Origin of the sequence: Rhodococcus sp. DK176 (assembly GCF_038447315.2) — a bacterium.
In the GTDB taxonomy this organism is placed as follows: domain Bacteria; phylum Actinomycetota; class Actinomycetes; order Mycobacteriales; family Mycobacteriaceae; genus Rhodococcus_F; species Rhodococcus_F jostii_A.
In genome coordinates this window covers 3,434,384-3,451,989 of sequence record NZ_CP118321.2, presented here as the reverse complement: position 1 = coordinate 3,451,989, position 17,606 = coordinate 3,434,384, and the positions used below count along the sequence as shown (strand labels likewise).

Here is a 17,606-nt window from a genome sequence, read left to right as displayed (position 1 = left end):
CAGTCGGCGACCACACACGCGTCGGTGATGAAGACCGGATCGTCCGGGGCGGGGGCTAGGATCTCGGTGCGGAACTCGGCCCGAACGGCGGACATCAACTGTTCCAGCAGCCCAGATTGCCTCGATGCTTTGTCAGTAACTGTCACAGTCGGACCTCCCGTCCGGTGAACCAGCCCGCAGATTCGAGCGTCTGCCGGGCGTCCTCGACCGTGAGGTGGCTGTACGTGTCGATCGTGCTGGTGATCGAGGCATGGCCCAACAGGGACTGCACCGATTCCATGGCGGCACCGCGGCGCAGCAACCAGGTCGCGTAGGTGTGTCGAAACAGATGCGGCCCGAAGTCAACTCCGGTGCGTGTCCGCAGACGCTTGACCAGGTCGTAGACGGCCGAGTACGACCATGGGCGGCCGCGCGGTGCCGACCAGAGATTGACGAACACGTAGTCCGAATCGAGTGCCCCGTACTCCTGATTGAGATAGTCGGCATACAGGCGCATCAGCTCCGCGCTGGCCGGGATCGTTCGCGCTCCCGCCTTGGCGCGGGCGCCATTATCGTTATGGCGCGGCATGACCGTCACCGTCTTCTCGGCGATGGCGAAGTCTTCGTGACGCAGACCCAAGGCCTCGCCAACTCGGATCCCGGTGTCGAGCATCAGAGCGAACAACAACCGGTCCCGCAGGTGCTCGCAGGAGTCGAGAATCGATTGGACCTGTTGAACAGTAAGCACTTTCGGTATCTGGCGAGAAGTCTTCAGTTTGATCGTCCGACGCCGTTCGACACCGCGCTTGCTCACGTGGTGCAGAAACGGCTTGTACGAAGTCGCCGCACCACCGCGACCGGCTGGCTGCATCGTGATCAGTGACGCCGACAGTTCGACACCGTGACGAGCATGGAACCCGCAGAACGATGTCAGTGCGGCCAACTTGCGGTTCACGCTGCGGGCCGAGCAGTACGGCTGCATCGTCGGCAGCGCCGTCACCCTGCCGTCTCGGGCTGGTGGGGGCATCCGAAGCCAGGCCACGAACCCGGCGACGTCCTCCAGCGTCGCCGACTGCCAGTCGATCCTGTGTCGACCCAGGTAGGTCAGCCAGTCCTTCAAGTCGTGCGCGTATGCCTTGACCGTGTTCGGTGACTTCTCGATCGACACCAGATACGACAGGACGCGTTCGATCGGCTCCACCGGGATCTGGTCATCTCCGAGCACCGTCCAAGACTCGAACTCTACGGCCGGCATTAGCACTCGCTGCACCCGCATTTAGAACCTCCTGTTCCGTGATGGACAGCAGAAGGTAATCCCATCTACGACGCAATTTCGGGGATTTCGCGCTACGTCATGCACGTCGGAGAGGGCGTCGGTTCAGCTACAGATAACCTTCCGGATGCAGCATTACGCGATCGCCAACATTCAAATGCGTGCGAGTTCCGGGATTCTCGGATATATCAAGGGGTTAACTCGTACGGGTTCGGTGTGCAACCCCGCCGACAGAGTTGGGTTCGCTCGTTTGGTTCGTTCGTCGGTGCCGTGAGGGTAGGACCGTCGGTGTGGTGGGCGCTGCTACCACCGATTCGACCTGTTCAGGAGGCGACGGATACTGCTCGTCGATCACGATCTCACGCGTGGAACGGCGCCGCATCCGAGACCAAGGGCAAGCCATGACCATCATGACTGACCGACGCGACGTGTCGAGAATCTATCGATTCGCGACAGCGGACCATTTGACTTGACCGGACGATGTCGGGAGGCTCCGGTTAGTGTGCGACGGTGCTGGGAACCTTTTCGGGGGTGTGGTTGTCGTGTTTTCCTCTGCCTTCGAAGTAGGCGGCGATGAGCAGTGTGATGACGCTGACGGCGGCGAGGATCATCAGGGGGATCATGGCGAGGGCGAAGCTGTCGGTGTGGTCTTTGATCGCTCCGATGACCCAGTTGCCGCCGAATGCGGCGAGGGATCCGAGTGAGTTGATCATGGCGACGCCGGCGACGGCTTCACGTTTGCTGAGCCATTCGGTCGACAGACTCCAGAACGGGCCTTTGGCGGCGTAGGTGCCGATCAGGACGGTGGAGAGGACGATCAGGAAGATCGGTAGGGAGACGATGAGGGGGACGAAGGCGAGGGCGATCGCGGATACGGCGATGGGCAGGGCGGTGGAGCGGACTCGCTCGGCGCGGCGGTCGGAGATGCGGCCCCAGATGATCATGCCGACGACGGCGACGGCGAAGGGGATCGCGTTCACCCATCCGATTTGGGTGTTGGTGAGTCCGAAGCTTTTGATCATCTGCGGTTGCCACAGCGAGAGTCCTTGGCTGATGGCGGCGGTGGAGGCGTAGACCAGCGAGAGCAGCAGAATCTTGCGGCTGAGAAGGACCTTGCGCAGCGGGGTGTGGTGGTTCTCGACGACGGTTTCCTGCGCGCGCAGTGCGGCTTCGAGCCATTCCCGTTCCGCGGTGGGCAGCCATTTCGCGGTCGAGGGCCGCGACGGCAGCACGAACAGGGCGAGGATCCCGAGGATGACGGCGGGCAGGCCTTCGATGATGAACAGCCATTGCCACCCGCGCAGGCCCAGGAGTCCGTCGAGGCCTAGGAGGTAGCCGGAGATGGGGGATCCGAGGACGCTGGCGAGGGGGATGGCCATGCTGAACAGGGCGATGACGCGGGCGCGGTAGGAGGGCGGGAACCAGAACGTCAGATACAAGATGACGCCGGGGAAGAATCCGGCTTCGGCGGCGCCGAGGAGGAACCGCATCACGGTGAAGGAGGTCGGTCCGACGACGAAGGCCATGCCGGCGGCGAGGATGCCCCAGGTGATCATGATCCGGGCGATCCACAGTCGGGCGCCGACCTTGTTCAGTGCCATGTTGCTGGGCACTTCGAGCAGGACGTAGGCGAGGAAGAACACCGAGGCGCCGAGTCCGAATGCGGAGGCGCTCAGGCCGATGTCGTCGTTCATCTGCAGGCTGGCGAACCCGACGTTGGAGCGGTCGATGTAGGCGATGAGGTAGCCGAGGACGAGGAAGGGAAGTAGGCGAATCGAGATCCGCCGGATGGTGGACCTTTCCAAGGTTTCGGTGTCGTCGGGGACGGTGGGCTGGTCAGCCATGAACGTGCTCCTGAGTGCTGGCGTGTGTCGAGGAGAGGGGCAGGCCGAGCCGGTAGACGGCGTCGGCGGTCCCGTGGAAGAGGTGCTCTTGTTCTGATTGGTTCAGGGGTGCAGCGGCTTTCGCGTACGTATTCCAGAGGGTGCGGTAGCTGAACATGCCCTTGTCGACGGGGAAGTTGCTGGCGAACATGCACCGCTGCGGCCCGAACAGGGTGAGGGCGAGGTCGAGGTACGGGGTCAGTGCGGCGGCGAGTTCGTCGGAGGTCGGTGGCCGGCTGCGTTGATCGAAGGCGAACCCGAACACGCGCATTCCGGCGCCGGACAGTTTCAGCACGGTGTTGGGGCAGGCGGCGACCGCGGCGAGATCGCGGGCCCAGTCCGCGAACGCGCTCGTGCGGGTGTCGGCGTACGGGCCGACACCGAGCGGTCCGCCGAGGTGATCGACGACGATGGTGGTGTCCGGGCAGGCGCGGGCCAGGTCCCGCAGTTGACCCAATTGGGTGTGATACGCCCACACGTCCAGGCTCAGACCGCGGGTACCGAGCATGCGGGCGCCGCCGTGAAAAGCGCTGTCGAGCAGCTTGTTCGGGGCAGGCGGGAAGGGGGAGCTGGTGACACGGGGATCGGGATGCCAAGCGGTCTGGTTCCGGATGCCGCGCAGCCGCCCGCCGGCGTCGGCGTCGAGGACGTCGAGGACGCCGCCGAGGCGGTCGCCCAGTGTCAGGTCGGCACCGGCGACGATCCCGCGCGCGACGTGCGGTCCATTCGGACGCGTGCGGTGGGCCGATTCGGCGACCGCCCGGGCGAAGCGGACCTCCCCGACGGGTTTGAGTGCCTCCGGGCCGGCCGGAAGGTAATGCGAGCGGCACTGCACGAACACGGTCGCGGCGACCGCGGGCACCGTGTCCAGGTCGGCCCGATATTCGGGCAGCAGGTACTGGTTGCGGGGGCGATCCCACAGATGATGGTGGGCGTCGACGATCGGCATGCCGGACGGCACGAGCGGTTCGTCGACGAGTCCGAGCCACTGCTCGCGGATCGGTGCGTGCACACCGGCCGGTGCGGTGCCGGGGCCACCGTTGTCGGGCTTCACAGGGATACATCCTCACCAACAGTTCCATACTATGGAACTAAATTTCACTTAACGAGTTCAGTGTTGCTCAGGTCACAGGCTCGGGTCAAGTGCCGATGCGAAACCGGGCCCCGGTGGGCAGGGAGGAGGTGTACCCGCGCACCGCCGACGCAGACGCCGGCGGCGGGGTGTCAGTGCAGGTGGCGGCCGACGGAGTCGGCGGCGCGGCGCACCGCGATGCTCAGCTCGTCGATCTGGTCGGCGACCTCGGCGGCGGTGCTGTTGATCTGCACGGCGGCGAGGTAGGTGCCGTCGCGGTCGAGGATGGGCGCGGCGATCGAGGCCATCCCGACCAGCCGTTCCCCGGTCGCGTACCGGTAGCCCTCGCTGCGGATCTTCTGGAGCTCGCGGTCGAACTCGGCCCGGTCCACGGTCTGCCCGGAGGCGTAGCGCGGATCGTCGAGCGTGCGCCACATCTCGTCGATCTCGTCTGCCGTCATCCCGGCGGCCAGGACTTTCCCGGCGCCCAGGTGTAGGGGCAGCCGTTCGCCGATGGGCAACTGATAGCGCTGCGGAACGCGTCCCTCGACGCGGGCCACCACCGCCCGGGTGTAGCCCACTCGCACGTACAGCGAGGCGGTGTAGCCGGTTTCCTCGGCCAGATCGCGCAGCACGGGACGGCCGGCGAGGATCAGCCGGTTCGACTTCATGTACGAGTGCGCACCGAACAGCGTTGCGATCCCGGTGCCGAAACCGCCGTCGACCTTCTCCACCCGCCCCCGGGCCTCGAGGGTGCCGAGGATCCGCTGCGCGGTGGCCTTGGGAAGCCCGAGTTCGCGGGCCACGTCGGTCAGGCGCAACGGCCGGGCGGCGTTGTCGAGCAGGTCCAGGACGTCGAGAGCGCGTTCGAGGGAACGCATGGTCGACGGCGTCGACGCCGTCGCCTCGGTCGGGTCTTTCACAGCTCGCATCTCCGCACTCCCCAACTCTAGCGGGGCCCATCGCCCCGGCCGGCTCTTGACAGGTCACACACCGCGATGCACAGTGATACCCATCATATGGATCTAAGTTCCATTGTATGGAACATCCATTCTTTGTTCAAGTCACGGTTCATCTGGAAGGACCCCTCTCATGGTCATCACCATCCTCGGGCTCGGCGAGGCCGGCTCGCTGTACGCACAGGGCCTCATCGCCGCTGGTCACACCGTTCGCGGCTATGACCCGTTCACCTCCGACAGCCCGCAGGGGGTCACCAAGTTCGACACGATCGCCGACGCGGTCGACGGCGCGGAATTCGTGCTGAGTCTCACCGGGGCACGGGCCTCGGAGAAGGTGGCGATCGACGCCGCCGCCTACCTCGCGGCCACCTCGGTGTACGCGGACATGAACGTCGCGTCCGCCGCGACGAAGCGGTCGGCCGCGGCACCTGTGATCGCCGCGGGCGCGACCTTCGCCGACGTCGCCGTCGTCGGTCCCGTCCCGGTCCACGGCTCCGCCACCCCGGTCGTGATCAGCGGAAACGGCCGACAGGCCACCGCGAGACTGTTCGAAAACCTTGGTGCTCCAGTGGAAATCGGCAACGACGAACCCGGCGACGCCTCCAACCGCAAACTGCTGCGCAGCGTCTTCATGAAGGGCCTCGCCTCGGTCATCAGCGAAGCCCTCGACGCCGGCGAGGCCGCCGGCGCCCGCGACTGGGTCAAGGACCAGATGCGGGCCGAGCTGGTCCTGGGCGACGCCATCATCGACCGCCTCTACGACGGCACGATCAAGCACGCCTCCCGCCGCGGCCACGAGCTGCGCGACGCCGCCGACCAGCTCACCCAGCTCGGCGTCGACCCGATCATCACCGCCGCCGCAGCCCACCTGCACGAACAGCGCGCCCACGAAAACCCCGACCACGTATCGGACGAGATCCTGCAGGTCTTCGCCGACCAGTCCGCCGCCGCCACCGGCGACGCCATGGACCGCCTCGGCCTGCTCCCCACCTCGATCAGCCCGGTCTTCCACACCCCCGGCGTCGTCGTCGGCCGCGCACTGACGGTCTGGGTCCGCGCCGGCGACAACCGCGGACTGCACGAAGCACTCGAAGAAGCCCGACCGGGCGACTTCATGGTCGTCAACGGCGAAGGCGACGTCTCCCGGGCCGTACTGGGCGAATTGCTGGCCGAGCGCAGCCTCGCCAAGGGCATCGTCGGCGCGGTCATCGACGGCGCAGTCCGCGACGTCGACGTGCTCGAGGAGGTCGGATTCCCGGTCTGGGCCCGGGGTTTGAGCCCCGCGGGCCCGTTCAAGTACGGACCGTGCAAGGTCGGTGAACCGGTCGCCGTCGGCGGCGTCGTGGTCGCCCCCGGCGATGTGATCGTCGCCGACAACGACGGTGTCGCCGTCGTCCCGAAGGCCCGCGCACACGAGATCGCCGAGGCCGCCCGCGCGGTCACCGAACGCGAAGCCGCCGTCCGCCGCGCCATCCGCGCCGGAACCGCCAAGTCCGCCGTCGCAGCGAACTAGCGCACCACCCCCGCATCCACGACCCACTCTCCACCACGACCATCGCTCCCCGCATACTCGAAACCCGTTCCCCCGCACAGGGTGCGGACCTGCATGATCGGTGGGTTTTCACCGGCGAAAGGCCTCACATGTTCCTCACGACCTCGGCATACCCGTGCACATCCCACTGCGCGGTCCTGACATGAGCGGGATCTGGGCGCTCATCGCCTTCATCGGCGTGATCGTCGTCTTCAACTCCGTCCTCAAACGCAACATCGGCGAATCCATGATCGCCGGCTTCGTCGCCTGCGCCGCGTTCGGCGGCACCGAGGCGGTGTCCATCGCCTGGCACGGGCTCATCGACGCCATGCAGGAAGAGGTCACCTTCGCGACCCTGACCTTCGTGTTCATGAGCTACCTGCTGTCGATCTCCGGTGTGATGGACCGCCTGATCACAATCCTCAGCTCCCTCCTCGGCCGCTACCGCGGCGGCTCCGCATACTCCTCCACCGTGGCATCCGGACTGTTCGGTGTGGTCGCGCACGCCGGTTCGGCCATCACCGCCACCGTCGGGTCCGTCACCATCCCCTGGATGCAGCGATCGAAGGTCTCCGGTCCGCTCGCCGCCACCATCGTCGCCGGCAACGCGGGCATGGGCATCACCTTTCCGCTCAGCAGTTCCTTCTTCATCCTGACCACCTCGGCCACCGTCGCACCGCTGCTGTCCGCGGACGACCTGGTCGTGCCCCTGTTCGCAATCGGCGCCTGGTGCCTGCTGTACCGGCTCATCGTCGTCACCATCTTGATCCGTAAGCACAACATCGAGCCGATGGACGCGGTCGACATCCAGCCGCTGCGGCGAAGCTTCGCCTCCGGGTGGCAATCGCTGCTCATCTTCGTCGGCATCGCCATACCCGTCCTGGCCACCATCGGCCCCACCGGCCAATTCATCAGCGACCGGGTCGGCGAAGACGCCGAGGGCGCGATCAGCCTGATCACCTGGCTGCCGGTCTTCATCCTCACCGTCGGATTCGCCATCGGTTGGAAAGCCCTGCCCCGCAAGATCAGCGACTGGTGGTCGCTGTTGGGTGAAACCTCGAGCCGCGTCGGTGTCGTCGGCGTGACCATGGTCGCCGCCTTCGCCGCCTCCAACGTGCTGGCCTCACTGGGCCTACCCGCCCAGCTCACCGAGCTCCTCGAAAACGTCGGAGGCATGCCCACGATCGTCGTCGCCACCCTGGTCGGAATCCTGGTGATGCTCGTCGCCGCACCACTGACCTCGACCGCGACCATCGCCGCGATCGGACCGGTCGCGTTCGCGACTCTGGTCAGCGCGGGCGTGCCACCCGCGATAGCCGCCGGATGCGTGCTGGTCTTCTCCTCCACCGAGGGCGCCTCACCGCCCGGAGCCCCGCCGATCTACGTCGCCTCCGGCATCGCCGGCATCGACCCCAGCAAGACGTTCAAGCCATTGATCATCTACTACGTGATCCCAGTGCTGTTCATCGGCGTCTTCATGGCCGTCGGCTACATCCCCCTCCCCGCCTAGACACCCTCCCAGCAGAGTTGGTTCCCATGCTGAAAACCCGCGTGTTCGCCCAAGTCGTCAATCAAGCCTTCCGAGTGTTTCTCCTCGCCTTCCTCGCCGGCGGCTTCGTGCTGGTGTTCGGCCAGGTGCTCGGCATCATCGTCGGACAAGGGTCGATCCTCGTCGACCTCGAAGAAGCCCTGGCCATCCCCACCTACATGTGCGCCGCCATCGCCGGACTGCTCGCGTTCGCCGAAATGTACGCCTCGGGGCGCAACGTGAAAGAGGAGGGATAACAACCCCACCAGGGCGACCGCCCACACTCAAACCGGAAGCCGACAACCGAGCACCACTTTCGGCTCGGCCGTCCGATCAGGACTCGCCATCGCGAATCATGGGTCCGACCAGTGGTTGTGGCAGTGGAAGACCCACAAGGTCTCCACTGCCACCTGCCCACACCACCCCATCACAGACAGCGCCTCCAACGGACTACGCAAATCACCGGCTCCCTACTCTGCCTGTGTTCCCAATCCCTAGGCCTTGCATCGGGGGATCACGACCAGGGAGCGTGGGTCATCGCAGCGCCGGCACGGAAGAATGAAACATGAACATTACCAACACACGTGACCACGACATCATCGCCTTCGCACAGGTCTGGGCACCATTCGGCGGCGGCAACGCCGAGGACATCTTCGTAAGATTCGGAGTCCCACCCCGCCGGTACTTCGCGCGCCTCGCCGCGATCCGCGCGGACAGCGAACCAGCAGGGATCAATCCGCACCAGCTGCGCGTCATGCGCGATGTCTGCGGCGCACGGCTCTCGCAGCACGGGAACACACTCCGCACCTGAACAAGTCCGATCACCGCGACCCGGCCCCAATTTGTCGAGATTCGTTGGTTATTCGACAACTGCTACGAACTGCGGAAAGTGCCTGAAGAGGCGTCGGCAACCGTGTCGAGAAACTATGTTGTGGCCTGGCCTCACCCCCCGATGCCGGGCCACTCATACGGAATTGGATAACTCATCCACAAGGCGCGTCGTCGCCCGTACCTGGAACAGGTCGTGAACTGGGAATATGACACGTCCCCTTCGGTGCTGGTTTGAGGGGATCTGCCCCACCACGCCGCCGGTATGCAAGTTACCCCGGGTTACACCTACCTCTTCTGTCTGACCGGCGTCGCTTGTAGGCTTCCGCGCATGACTGACAGCGGACGTGAACTCGATCTCGTCATCTACGGTGCCACCGGGTTCGTGGGAAGGTTGCTCGCCGACTATCTCGCCCGCACCGCCCCCGGCGGTGTGCGGATCGGACTTGCCGGACGGTCGCAGGCGAAACTCGAGGCCACGCGGGCGGCGCTCGGTGCCCGCGCGGCCGAGTGGCCGATCGTGATCGCCGATGCCGACGACCCTGTCGCGCTCGCCGAGCTAGCTTCCCGCACAAGGGTTGTCGCGACCACGGTGGGACCGTACGCGAAGTACGGCACCGAACTCGTCACCGCCGCCGTCGCGGCCGGCACCGACTACGTCGACCTGACCGGGGAGGTGTTGTTCGTCCGCGAGAGTATCGACGCCCACCACGAGAAGGCCCGGGCCAACGGTGTGAAGGTCGTGCACTCCTGCGGCTACGACTCCGTCCCTTCGGATCTGGGTGTGCACGTCCTGTACCAGAAAGTCCAGGCTGACGGTGCCGGGGAACTGACCGACACCACCCTGGTGGCGTCGCTGAGCGGCGGAGTCAGTGGTGGGACGATCGATACGTTGCGCACCCAGATCGACCTCTCCCGGGGCGATGCCGCCCTGCGCCGGCTTGCCGCGTCCCCGTACTCGCTCAGCCCCGACCGGACCAAGGAACCCGACCTCGGCCGACAATCCGACGTCGCACTGGTCGACGGCGCCGAGATCGCCCCGCAGGTCCGCGGGTGGAAGGCCCCGTTCGTGATGGGCTCGTACAACACCCGCATCGTGCGGCGCAGCAACGCACTGCGTGGTTGGGTGTACGGCCGGACGTTCAAGTACCGGGAGGTGATGAGCGTCGGCGACTCGCCACTGTCCCGCCTCTACGCGGCCGGTGTCGCGGCCATCCTCGGCGGGCTCGTCCTCGGGCTCAGCGCTCCGCCCACCCGGTACGTCCTCGACCGCCTCCTCCCCTCACCAGGTGAGGGCCCCAGCGACAAGACCCAGCGCAACGGCTACTTCGCGATGGACATCTACACCACCACCACGACCGGCGCCCGGTACGCCTCCCGGGTGGCGGCGCAGGGCGATCCCGGCTACCGGGCCACCGCGGTCCTGCTGGGGGAGTCGGCGCTGAGCCTGGTGCTCGACCGCGACCGGCTCCCCGACGAGGCCGGTGTCCTCACCCCGGCCACCGCGCTCGGTGACGTGCTCGTCGACAGGCTACGCGGGGCAGGGGTCGAGATTTCCGCCCGCGAACTCTGATGCGCCTCGGCTGACGAGAACCACACGCTCAGAACTCGCCCACCCAACACCTCCCGATCGCCACGCACTGCCAGCCTTACTTGCAATGAGGGCAGACAGGCCCGACGTGTCGCCGTTCGTCGGGCCAGGTGGTGCGCGAAGACCCTGTGGGAACGAAAGTTCTCGCGTCAGTGCGATCCGATCTCACCGCGCGGCGCCGACGCGTTCTCGTGCGGTTGCGGCCGCTTCGGCGACGGAGCCGCGATGGATCGGCCCGTGTCCGGGCAGGAGAATGTCGGCGTCCAACTCTCCGATGATGCGCAGCGACTCCGCGGCCGTGCCGCGGTCGTGGTCGAACCATTGCGGCAGCAGTTGGGGCCCGGAGATCGGTGAGGTCAGGTGCCCGGTGATCAGGGCGTCCCCGGAGATCACCACACCGCGATCGGGAAGGTGGTAGATGGTGTGTCCGGAGGTGTGGCCGGGCGCGAGAACCGGGACCGGGGCGCCCGGGCAGGTCAGGGCGCCGGGTACGGGCATCGGGGTGGGGGAGTCGATGCCGTACTTGGCAGTGCCGCCCAGCCGAATCAGCTTTGTTGCCCAGGGCAGGACCCCGGGTCGCCAGATATTGCTGAGCACATCCCAGGGTGTCGCGACCTCGTGGCATTCCCGGCGGGCGTGAGCGGCCTCGTCGGGGTGTACCAGTACCGGCGCCCCGTAGGTGTCGGAGAGATACTGTGCGCTGCCGATGTGGTCGACGTGGGCGTGGGTGATGAGCACGGCCTCGATGCCGTGCGGGTCCCGCCCGATAGCCCGGATCGATTCCTCGACCTCGCCAGGCTGACCCGGGTACCCGGTGTCGATCACGGTCACCGCGTCGCCTTCGGTGAGCAGCACCCAGTTGACCATCTCGGAGTGCACAAAGAACACGCCGTCGGCGATCTCTACGGTGTGGGGCTTCATCGCGTGACCACAGCCGGCATGCCGAAGCCCTGTCGCACATCTGTCGTGACCTGCGCGCCCGACACTCATCGATAGTCCATGCCGTCATAGTCGACGAGTGTTCCGTGCACCGATCCGACCCCCATGCAGTCTCTCCTCCTGTGTGCTTACTCCAGCGGGCAGGGTACGTGGTCGAGGCGGCGACGGGGTTGACACGGTGGCGTAGGGGGCGATCTGTCGCTGAGTTGATGGCCGTGTCGCCGTGTCCGTGCCACCGGCGGTGCAGGCTCCTCGACGGCGTCATATGTGGAATGCGTTTTGCGCTCAGCGGTTTCGGTGTGACCGGTGGGGGCGGGTATGAGGAAGGTCGTGGCGCCTGAGTTCGTGCGATGTGACTGTGGGCACTTCTTCTCACCTTCGGCGGGACGTGGCCTCCTGCCCGATGCTGCCTGGCATGCGGTGGGGCCAGGTGTGGCGCCGGGTGAGCTCATGGTCGCACGGGAGGTCTACGTCTACGGCCATGTCGGGACGTGCGACGGCGGTGCCATGCCGCGTGCCGTCACTGCCCCGGCGAGTCGGCACTGATCTGTCCCTCCCCGGCGGGGCAGGTCGTTCTCGCTGCGGCAGCTGCGCGCGGAGACACCCCTGACCGATTGGCTGCGGACCGTCGACGTGGAATTTTCCGTGCGCACGCTCGGCAAAGAGTGTGCGCGAGATCGGCCGTGAGGACAACGACATGTCGACATTGTTGTCGCAAGCGAGCAGGTCCTTCGGCTCGAGGAGTGACAGATGATGTTCGGGGACGTGTCGTGTCCCCAGCCGGAGGCCTCCTCTCCCAGGGGTTCCGAACCTTGCAATTTAGCGCTGTAGTGTTGGAGGGTAGGGACCGCTTTCAGACCCCCGAACGCGTGTGCGGGCAGTACAAGTACGCCGTTGTCGGGTCCCTCCGACGAGAGTCCCGCACCGCCGTGCGTCGTGTCGCGGCCGGTCTGTCGGGTCGACCGCCGGACTGCAACCCGAACTGCCACCCGCCTCGCCGAGAAGGCGATGAACAGGAAGGACTCTCACCAGATGGCGAACCCGCATCGACTGACCACCGACCAGGTCATCGACCTGATCAAAGAGGAGACCGGTACCGAGCTGTCGGTCTCGACGTTCCGCGGGTACGTCTCCCGCGGGCAAGCGCCGGCGCCGGTGGAGAAGATCGGCCGCACCCCGCTGTGGAAGCGCTCGGAAATCGTCGCGTGGGCGAACAACAGACCCGGTCAGGGCGCGCGCACCGACATTCCCAAGTCGCGCCGGCGCCGCGCCGAGTGATCACCTGTCACTTTTGCGACACCGAAGACCTGGACTCCGGTCCGCGGGAGTTCGCCCACCTGCACCTGGATGGGGCTGGGCCGCACTACGCCAGCGGGCTCCCTGCCCGGGGGAGCGGAGGTGGGCGCAGGCGGCGGCGAACACATGGGTTTGCGGCAGCCCGACGTGCATCCGCCCCGACGGGCGCCGATAGTGCCGCACACGTAGGCCCGAGAGTGCTTCTGCGGCTTCCTGGGTCGGTCGTCGGACGGGGCGATCGGAGGGGCGGTACGGCGACCGGCGCTCGAATTAGGTCATAGCGACGAAGTGGCGTGGGGTGCTTGCGGTGGGATTGTCCGGTGAAAAGCCGGGTGGCGCTGGTGATGAGGACCCTCGAAGGATTCCGGCGGCGGCCCCTCGCACACGATGGCAGCAGGGTGCTGTGCGACGCCGAGCCTGATCGCCGGCATTTTGGTGCGATGCAATCATCGCTAGCGTAGCTAGCAGTAATGCGGTAGTCCGCGCGAGTACTGTTGATTCCTTCGTATCGATGAAGGTGGGAGTGGAACCCGTGGCACGTAGGGCTGTGGTGGAGTTGGTGGACGATATCGACGGGACCGTGTTCGGCGACGACGGGGAGAGCATCAACTACGCGGTTGATGGCGTCGAGTACGAGATCGATCTAAAGGGCGAGCACGCCAAGGAGTTCCGCGACGCCCTCGACTACTGGATTGCTCATTCCAGGAGGGTCGGAGGCAGGAAGCGCCGCTCGAATCGGGTAACGGATCCGATCGGATCGACTCCGAGGACGGGCGAGGTCAAGAAGATTCGGGAGTGGGCGACAGAACACGGCTACGAGGTGTCCTCTCGGGGCCGGGTCCGCGCCGAGATCGTCCAAGCCTTCCACGACGCCCACTGACGCCGCATCTCCCGTCCGAGGGCGGCGCCGAACAACGGTCTATGGGACCCCAGGTGGCCGGTCCGCGTCGACAATCCTGAAGGGGTCGGCTAAAGGTCGACGGCGGCACAGCCCGACGTGCTGACGGCCGGTTAGGGAATTGGTCGGGTATCTATCGGCTGGTGGCCCAGGTGTTCGAGTCGGTCGAGTTCGGCGAGGAGGGCGTCTCGGCTGGTGTAGGTCTCGGCAGGGGCGCGAAAGTCCTCGTCCGGGGAGGGATAGTGGACCTCCCACCGGGGTCCATCGGCAGCGGTAAAGCTGACCGCGATGTGTAATGGTTGGGCGAACTCACCCCAGGCTGTCGCGACGTGGTCCCGGTTCGGAACGTGATCCCACGTCCCGTCTTCGTAGCTCTCCCACTCACGGCGACGGGTGAGTATCCGCGTGAGGGTGGGATCGACAAGGTCGTACTCATCCGGCTTCGGGTTGTCGTCAGTGTTCCGGATTTTGTGGTACTCCTCGACGGTCAGCTTCGGTGCCAGTTCGATGAGCGCCCGCTGTGCGGTCGCGTCGAAGGGGTTGCTGAGAACCATCGCCCTGGAGTCGGGGAAGCTCACATTCGCGATCGGGTTCGTACCGCGGGCCTGTCGTTTGGCCTTGTTCCGCCTCTTCTTCGCGGCCTGGGTGGCCTGCGTTGCCTTCTTCGAGCGTCCCATGGATATCCTTCGATAGGTGGTCTGTCATGGTCTCGTTGATGAGCAGGGAACAATACTGTACTGACGGTGGGCTTTTCCTGGGTTCATCTCCCACGCCCCACGCCAGTCACAGACGGTGGGAGATCGGCGTCGACACTTAGATGAGTGTTGCGTTGTATTGTGCGAGATGGGATCTGACCAGCTCCACCCCGGCTCGGTCATCGAGCTTGATCGGGCCCCGGGAGACGGTCATCAGGTCGTGCAGCCCCACACCGGCACTGGGTGTGATGGTCATGACGACGGAGAACCTGTCTTCGTCGTTGCGTGCCCGGTATTTGATACCGAGCACCCCTGCGGTCCCGTGCAGGATGGATGCTGCCCAGTCCCGGGTGATCGGGTAGTCGATGGGGTCGCATTTGGTCAGCCAGGTGTCCTGACCGATCGCCGCCAGATGTGAGCCGTGCACCAAGGCGACCGGGACGTCGTCGGTGACGGTGACCTGGGACAGGACTCGACCGGCCAGCTTGGCCTTGCGCAGGATCCTCGGCATGTGATCATCGAGCGGCAGCGACCGGCAGTAGGTCTCCGCGATGCAGGTGGAGATGTCCTCCCCGAAATAGGAGTAGTGGTACGACCCGTCGGGGGAGTCGAACCGTCCGCCGCCCGCTCCCGCCGGGGTCGGATTCAGGGTCAGGGCGCCCCGGTTCGGGTCGGCGGAGTGGATGCGCCAGAGCTTGGTTCCGGCGGTGAGCGACCCGACGTGCGCGGTCACCGATACCGGTGGTGGGCGGTTAGGCAAGGTCGTCGGCGATCTCGGCGCGCAGCAACGCGCGCACGACGTCATAGGATCCCTCGTCGAGCAGTTGGACCGGGGACTTGCGGTCTGCGGCCGACGGGTTCGGCGAGAGCCACCACGACGCGACACCCCACGGATCGTCCCGGGCGCCGAGGGCCACGTTGGCTTCCCGTACGACCTGGGTCGCCTCCTCGGGCTGGGAGAACTGAAACTCCGGATACCGGAACTTCCCGGCCCGCTTGAGCCCGATGACCTCGCCTTTGGCGCTGAGTTTGCGCAGCGCATCGCTGGGGTTGGCCCAGTTCTTGTCGTAGGTGTCCGCGACCTCTTTGGCGGAGAGGTGCGGGAACGACAGGATGCGTTCGACGGCGTCGCTGAGCACCGTCTTCTCGTCGAGGATGTCGTCCGATTCGATGAGTTCGAGGATCGGGTCGTCTCGATCGATCCGTCCGGCCAGCATGATGTGGGTGACCCGGTCGGCGACCAGTCGCATGCTCGGCCTTTTGTACAGCTCGGCTCGCATGCGGGCGATAAACTCGTGGTCGCTCACGCCGCTGCGCTGTGGTTGCGGATCGGACTCGGAGCCCGAGCCTGCGGTCTTGTGCGCCATGTCCCTCCTCGGTGCCCGGCAGGTACCCTCAACCTCAATTCTATATAGAAGTCTACCGTAGATCCGTGCTGGAGGGGAGAGCCGCGGAGAGTGGCCCGGATGTATGGCCTGCCGAACTGACCCGCACCCGGGCCGCTCCCGACAGATGCCACTCGTACGCAGCTGCCGGCGCCTTGCCGCGGTCCGTGCGAACGAGTTGTGACCAGGGGAAACGATCCGCCACGGTGAGAGGCAAATCATCGGACAGGAGGCGTCGACAAGGGCAACGAGTATGGGGTGGGTCCGCAAACTAGGGCGATGACCTCGCTGGCAGATGCTTCGGCGATCTCAACCGGGCAACCCCCGCATGAACCGCCGAGCGATGGCTGGGTGCCCTGCCGCTGACAATCCGCGGGGCCCGGATCCTCCACAGGACCCGCCTCTGCCGCGTTGGTCTCCAGCTGAAACTCGATGATCTCGGAATCTTGAATCGGCCAACGATCGAAGGCTGGTTCGCGGGCCATGCCATGAAGCGTAAGTAGGCCGGGCTTCTCACGCGTGGGAATTCCGGAGTAGCTAGCGCAGCATCCGATTTTCGACAGTTGCTGGTCGACGGGAAGCGGAACCTGCACCGCCGGGGCGAGATCCGCGCTCAGCACGTGACCGCAGCGGTGGGCGCTCATCTCCGAATGGGGATCGTCATCCGGTGCCCTGATGGCGCTCCGCTAACCGCCAACGGCCTCACCCACTGGAGTAAGGTTCCTGCTCAGCTGGGAGCTGGGCCGGTGGTGTCTCGGGGTATCAATCGCGGGGGCAGGATGGTCTCGCTCGGAGGCCCGCCGGCGATCTGTCGGGCGAGGTTTGTCACTACTTCGTCGGCGATCCGGTCGGCGTCCTGTGCGATGGTGGACAGGCTGATGTGAGTGAGCTGTGAGAGCCGTGAGTCGTCGTAGCCGAGGACCGAGATGTGGTCGGGGGCGCGGATTCCGCGGCGGAGCAGTAGGTCGAGGACGCCGATGGCGCATCGGTCGTTGAATGCGATTACCCCGGTTGGTTGTTCGCCGTGTTCGAGTCCTTCGGTGATCGCGCGGGCGCCGTCGGTTTCGGTGGGTCCGCCGGCGACGACACGGGCGCCCTGGGCTAGTCCGTGGGTGGCCATCCGTGTCGTGAACCCGGTGACGCGTTCGGCGCTTCCGGGTGCGTCACCGCCGGTGATGTGCAGGATTCGCCGGTGGCCGAGGGTAACCAGATGATCGACCGCGGCGACGATTCCTGCGGTGTCGTCGGTGCGGACCGATCCGACGAGGTCGGTACCGGACGGACGTGCCACGACCTGGGTGGGCATCCGCGCCGCCAGGGTGGCCAGGTCAGGTGCCCGCATCCGTGAGCCGAGCAGAATGGCCGCCTCGCATCGGTCGCGGATCAGGTCGCCGATCGCCGCGTGTTCGTCTCGGCTGGGTGCGACGCAGCTGAGCGCCAGGTCGTAGCCGTGTGCGGCGGCGGCTGGATACAGTCGCTCCACCAGGTCGCCGTGGAAGGGTTGCTGCACTTCGAAGGTGACGCCGATCAGCCGCGAGCGCGATTGCCGGAGCTTCTGGGCGCGGCGGTCGGGCACGTATCCCAGGTCGTCCGCGACCTGGCGCACCCGTTCCCTCGTCGCGTCGCTCGCGCCGGGCGCTTCGCGCATCACGATCGACACCAGAGCCGTGGAGACCCCCGCGGCCGCGGCGACGTCGGCCATGGTCGGGCGGCGATCACCACCGTGACCGGTCTGTACCGCTGCCATCG

At 66.1% G+C, this 17,606-nt stretch carries 16 protein-coding genes; 7 read left to right on the top strand and 9 right to left on the bottom strand.

Annotated features, from left to right (window positions below; all coding sequences use genetic code 11):
• Positions 1 to 142: 142 nt before the first annotated feature.
• The 4 genes from PSR88_RS16270 to PSR88_RS16255 all read right to left on the bottom strand — a co-directional run bounded on the left by PSR88_RS16270 (position 143) and on the right by PSR88_RS16255 (position 5,139).
• The gene (locus tag PSR88_RS16270) at positions 143 to 1,255 is read right to left on the bottom strand and encodes a tyrosine-type recombinase/integrase (protein ID WP_342338047.1); all 1,113 of its coding nucleotides are present in this window, start codon (positions 1,253 to 1,255) and stop codon (positions 143 to 145) included.
• Between the two features lie 494 nt (positions 1,256 to 1,749).
• Positions 1,750 to 3,096, bottom strand: coding sequence for an MFS transporter (locus PSR88_RS16265; RefSeq protein WP_016882011.1), 1,347 nt, complete (start codon positions 3,094 to 3,096; stop codon positions 1,750 to 1,752).
• Entirely contained in the window at positions 3,089 to 4,189 is a 1,101-nt protein-coding gene (locus PSR88_RS16260) for an amidohydrolase family protein (protein ID WP_016882012.1), read from the bottom strand. Before PSR88_RS16260 ends, PSR88_RS16265 begins: the two co-directional genes overlap by 8 nt.
• Positions 4,190 to 4,359: 170 nt before the next feature.
• On the bottom strand, positions 4,360 to 5,139 hold the full coding sequence (locus tag PSR88_RS16255) for an IclR family transcriptional regulator (RefSeq protein ID WP_029538986.1): 780 nt from the start codon (positions 5,137 to 5,139) through the stop codon (positions 4,360 to 4,362).
• A 160-nt stretch (positions 5,140 to 5,299) separates the two neighbouring features.
• Between PSR88_RS16255 and PSR88_RS16250 the strand changes: the two genes are divergently transcribed.
• The 5 genes from PSR88_RS16250 to PSR88_RS16230 all read left to right on the top strand — a co-directional run bounded on the left by PSR88_RS16250 (position 5,300) and on the right by PSR88_RS16230 (position 10,626).
• Positions 5,300 to 6,679, top strand: a complete 1,380-nt coding sequence (locus tag PSR88_RS16250) for a DUF1932 domain-containing protein (protein WP_016882014.1) — start codon at positions 5,300 to 5,302, stop codon at positions 6,677 to 6,679.
• Between the two features lie 181 nt (positions 6,680 to 6,860).
• A complete protein-coding gene (locus PSR88_RS16245; protein ID WP_029538987.1) occupies positions 6,861 to 8,207 on the top strand; it encodes a TRAP transporter large permease subunit in 1,347 nt (448 codons plus the stop codon).
• A 26-nt stretch (positions 8,208 to 8,233) separates the two neighbouring features.
• Complete coding sequence (locus PSR88_RS16240; RefSeq protein WP_016882016.1) at positions 8,234 to 8,482, top strand: hypothetical protein; 249 nt, start codon at positions 8,234 to 8,236, stop codon at positions 8,480 to 8,482.
• 308 nt (positions 8,483 to 8,790) lie between these two features.
• Positions 8,791 to 9,036: a DUF3263 domain-containing protein gene (locus tag PSR88_RS16235; RefSeq protein WP_016882017.1), complete on the top strand. Its 246-nt coding sequence runs from the start codon at positions 8,791 to 8,793 to the stop codon at positions 9,034 to 9,036.
• 348 nt (positions 9,037 to 9,384) lie between these two features.
• Positions 9,385 to 10,626 (top strand): saccharopine dehydrogenase family protein, encoded by a 1,242-nt coding sequence (locus PSR88_RS16230; RefSeq protein ID WP_016882018.1) that lies wholly within the window; start codon positions 9,385 to 9,387, stop codon positions 10,624 to 10,626.
• 183 nt (positions 10,627 to 10,809) lie between these two features.
• Here PSR88_RS16230 and PSR88_RS16225 read toward each other — a convergent pair whose 3' ends face one another.
• Positions 10,810 to 11,565: an MBL fold metallo-hydrolase gene (locus tag PSR88_RS16225; RefSeq protein WP_016882019.1), complete on the bottom strand. Its 756-nt coding sequence runs from the start codon at positions 11,563 to 11,565 to the stop codon at positions 10,810 to 10,812.
• A 1,050-nt stretch (positions 11,566 to 12,615) separates the two neighbouring features.
• On the opposite strand from PSR88_RS16225, the gene PSR88_RS16220 reads away from it, so the two are divergent.
• Both PSR88_RS16220 and PSR88_RS16215 read left to right on the top strand, forming a co-directional pair.
• Positions 12,616 to 12,861: a helix-turn-helix transcriptional regulator gene (locus PSR88_RS16220; protein ID WP_016882020.1), complete on the top strand. Its 246-nt coding sequence runs from the start codon at positions 12,616 to 12,618 to the stop codon at positions 12,859 to 12,861.
• Between the two features lie 550 nt (positions 12,862 to 13,411).
• Positions 13,412 to 13,759 carry a histone-like nucleoid-structuring protein Lsr2 gene (locus PSR88_RS16215; RefSeq protein ID WP_029538988.1) on the top strand — a complete coding sequence of 116 codons (348 nt, stop codon included), beginning with the start codon at positions 13,412 to 13,414 and terminating at the stop codon, positions 13,757 to 13,759.
• A gap of 131 nt (positions 13,760 to 13,890) precedes the next feature.
• Here the strand turns inward: PSR88_RS16215 and PSR88_RS16210 are convergent, their stop codons facing one another.
• The 4 genes from PSR88_RS16210 to PSR88_RS16195 form a co-directional block, all read right to left on the bottom strand.
• On the bottom strand, positions 13,891 to 14,454 hold the full coding sequence (locus PSR88_RS16210) for a hypothetical protein (RefSeq protein ID WP_016882022.1): 564 nt from the start codon (positions 14,452 to 14,454) through the stop codon (positions 13,891 to 13,893).
• 136 nt (positions 14,455 to 14,590) lie between these two features.
• A complete protein-coding gene (locus tag PSR88_RS16205) occupies positions 14,591 to 15,205 on the bottom strand; it encodes an RES family NAD+ phosphorylase (RefSeq protein ID WP_016882023.1) in 615 nt (204 codons plus the stop codon).
• Between the two features lie 19 nt (positions 15,206 to 15,224).
• Positions 15,225 to 15,839 carry a hypothetical protein gene (locus PSR88_RS16200; RefSeq protein WP_016882024.1) on the bottom strand — a complete coding sequence of 205 codons (615 nt, stop codon included), beginning with the start codon at positions 15,837 to 15,839 and terminating at the stop codon, positions 15,225 to 15,227.
• A gap of 745 nt (positions 15,840 to 16,584) precedes the next feature.
• Positions 16,585 to 17,604 carry a LacI family DNA-binding transcriptional regulator gene (locus PSR88_RS16195; RefSeq protein ID WP_016882025.1) on the bottom strand — a complete coding sequence of 340 codons (1,020 nt, stop codon included), beginning with the start codon at positions 17,602 to 17,604 and terminating at the stop codon, positions 16,585 to 16,587.
• Positions 17,605 to 17,606: the final 2 nt, after the last annotated feature.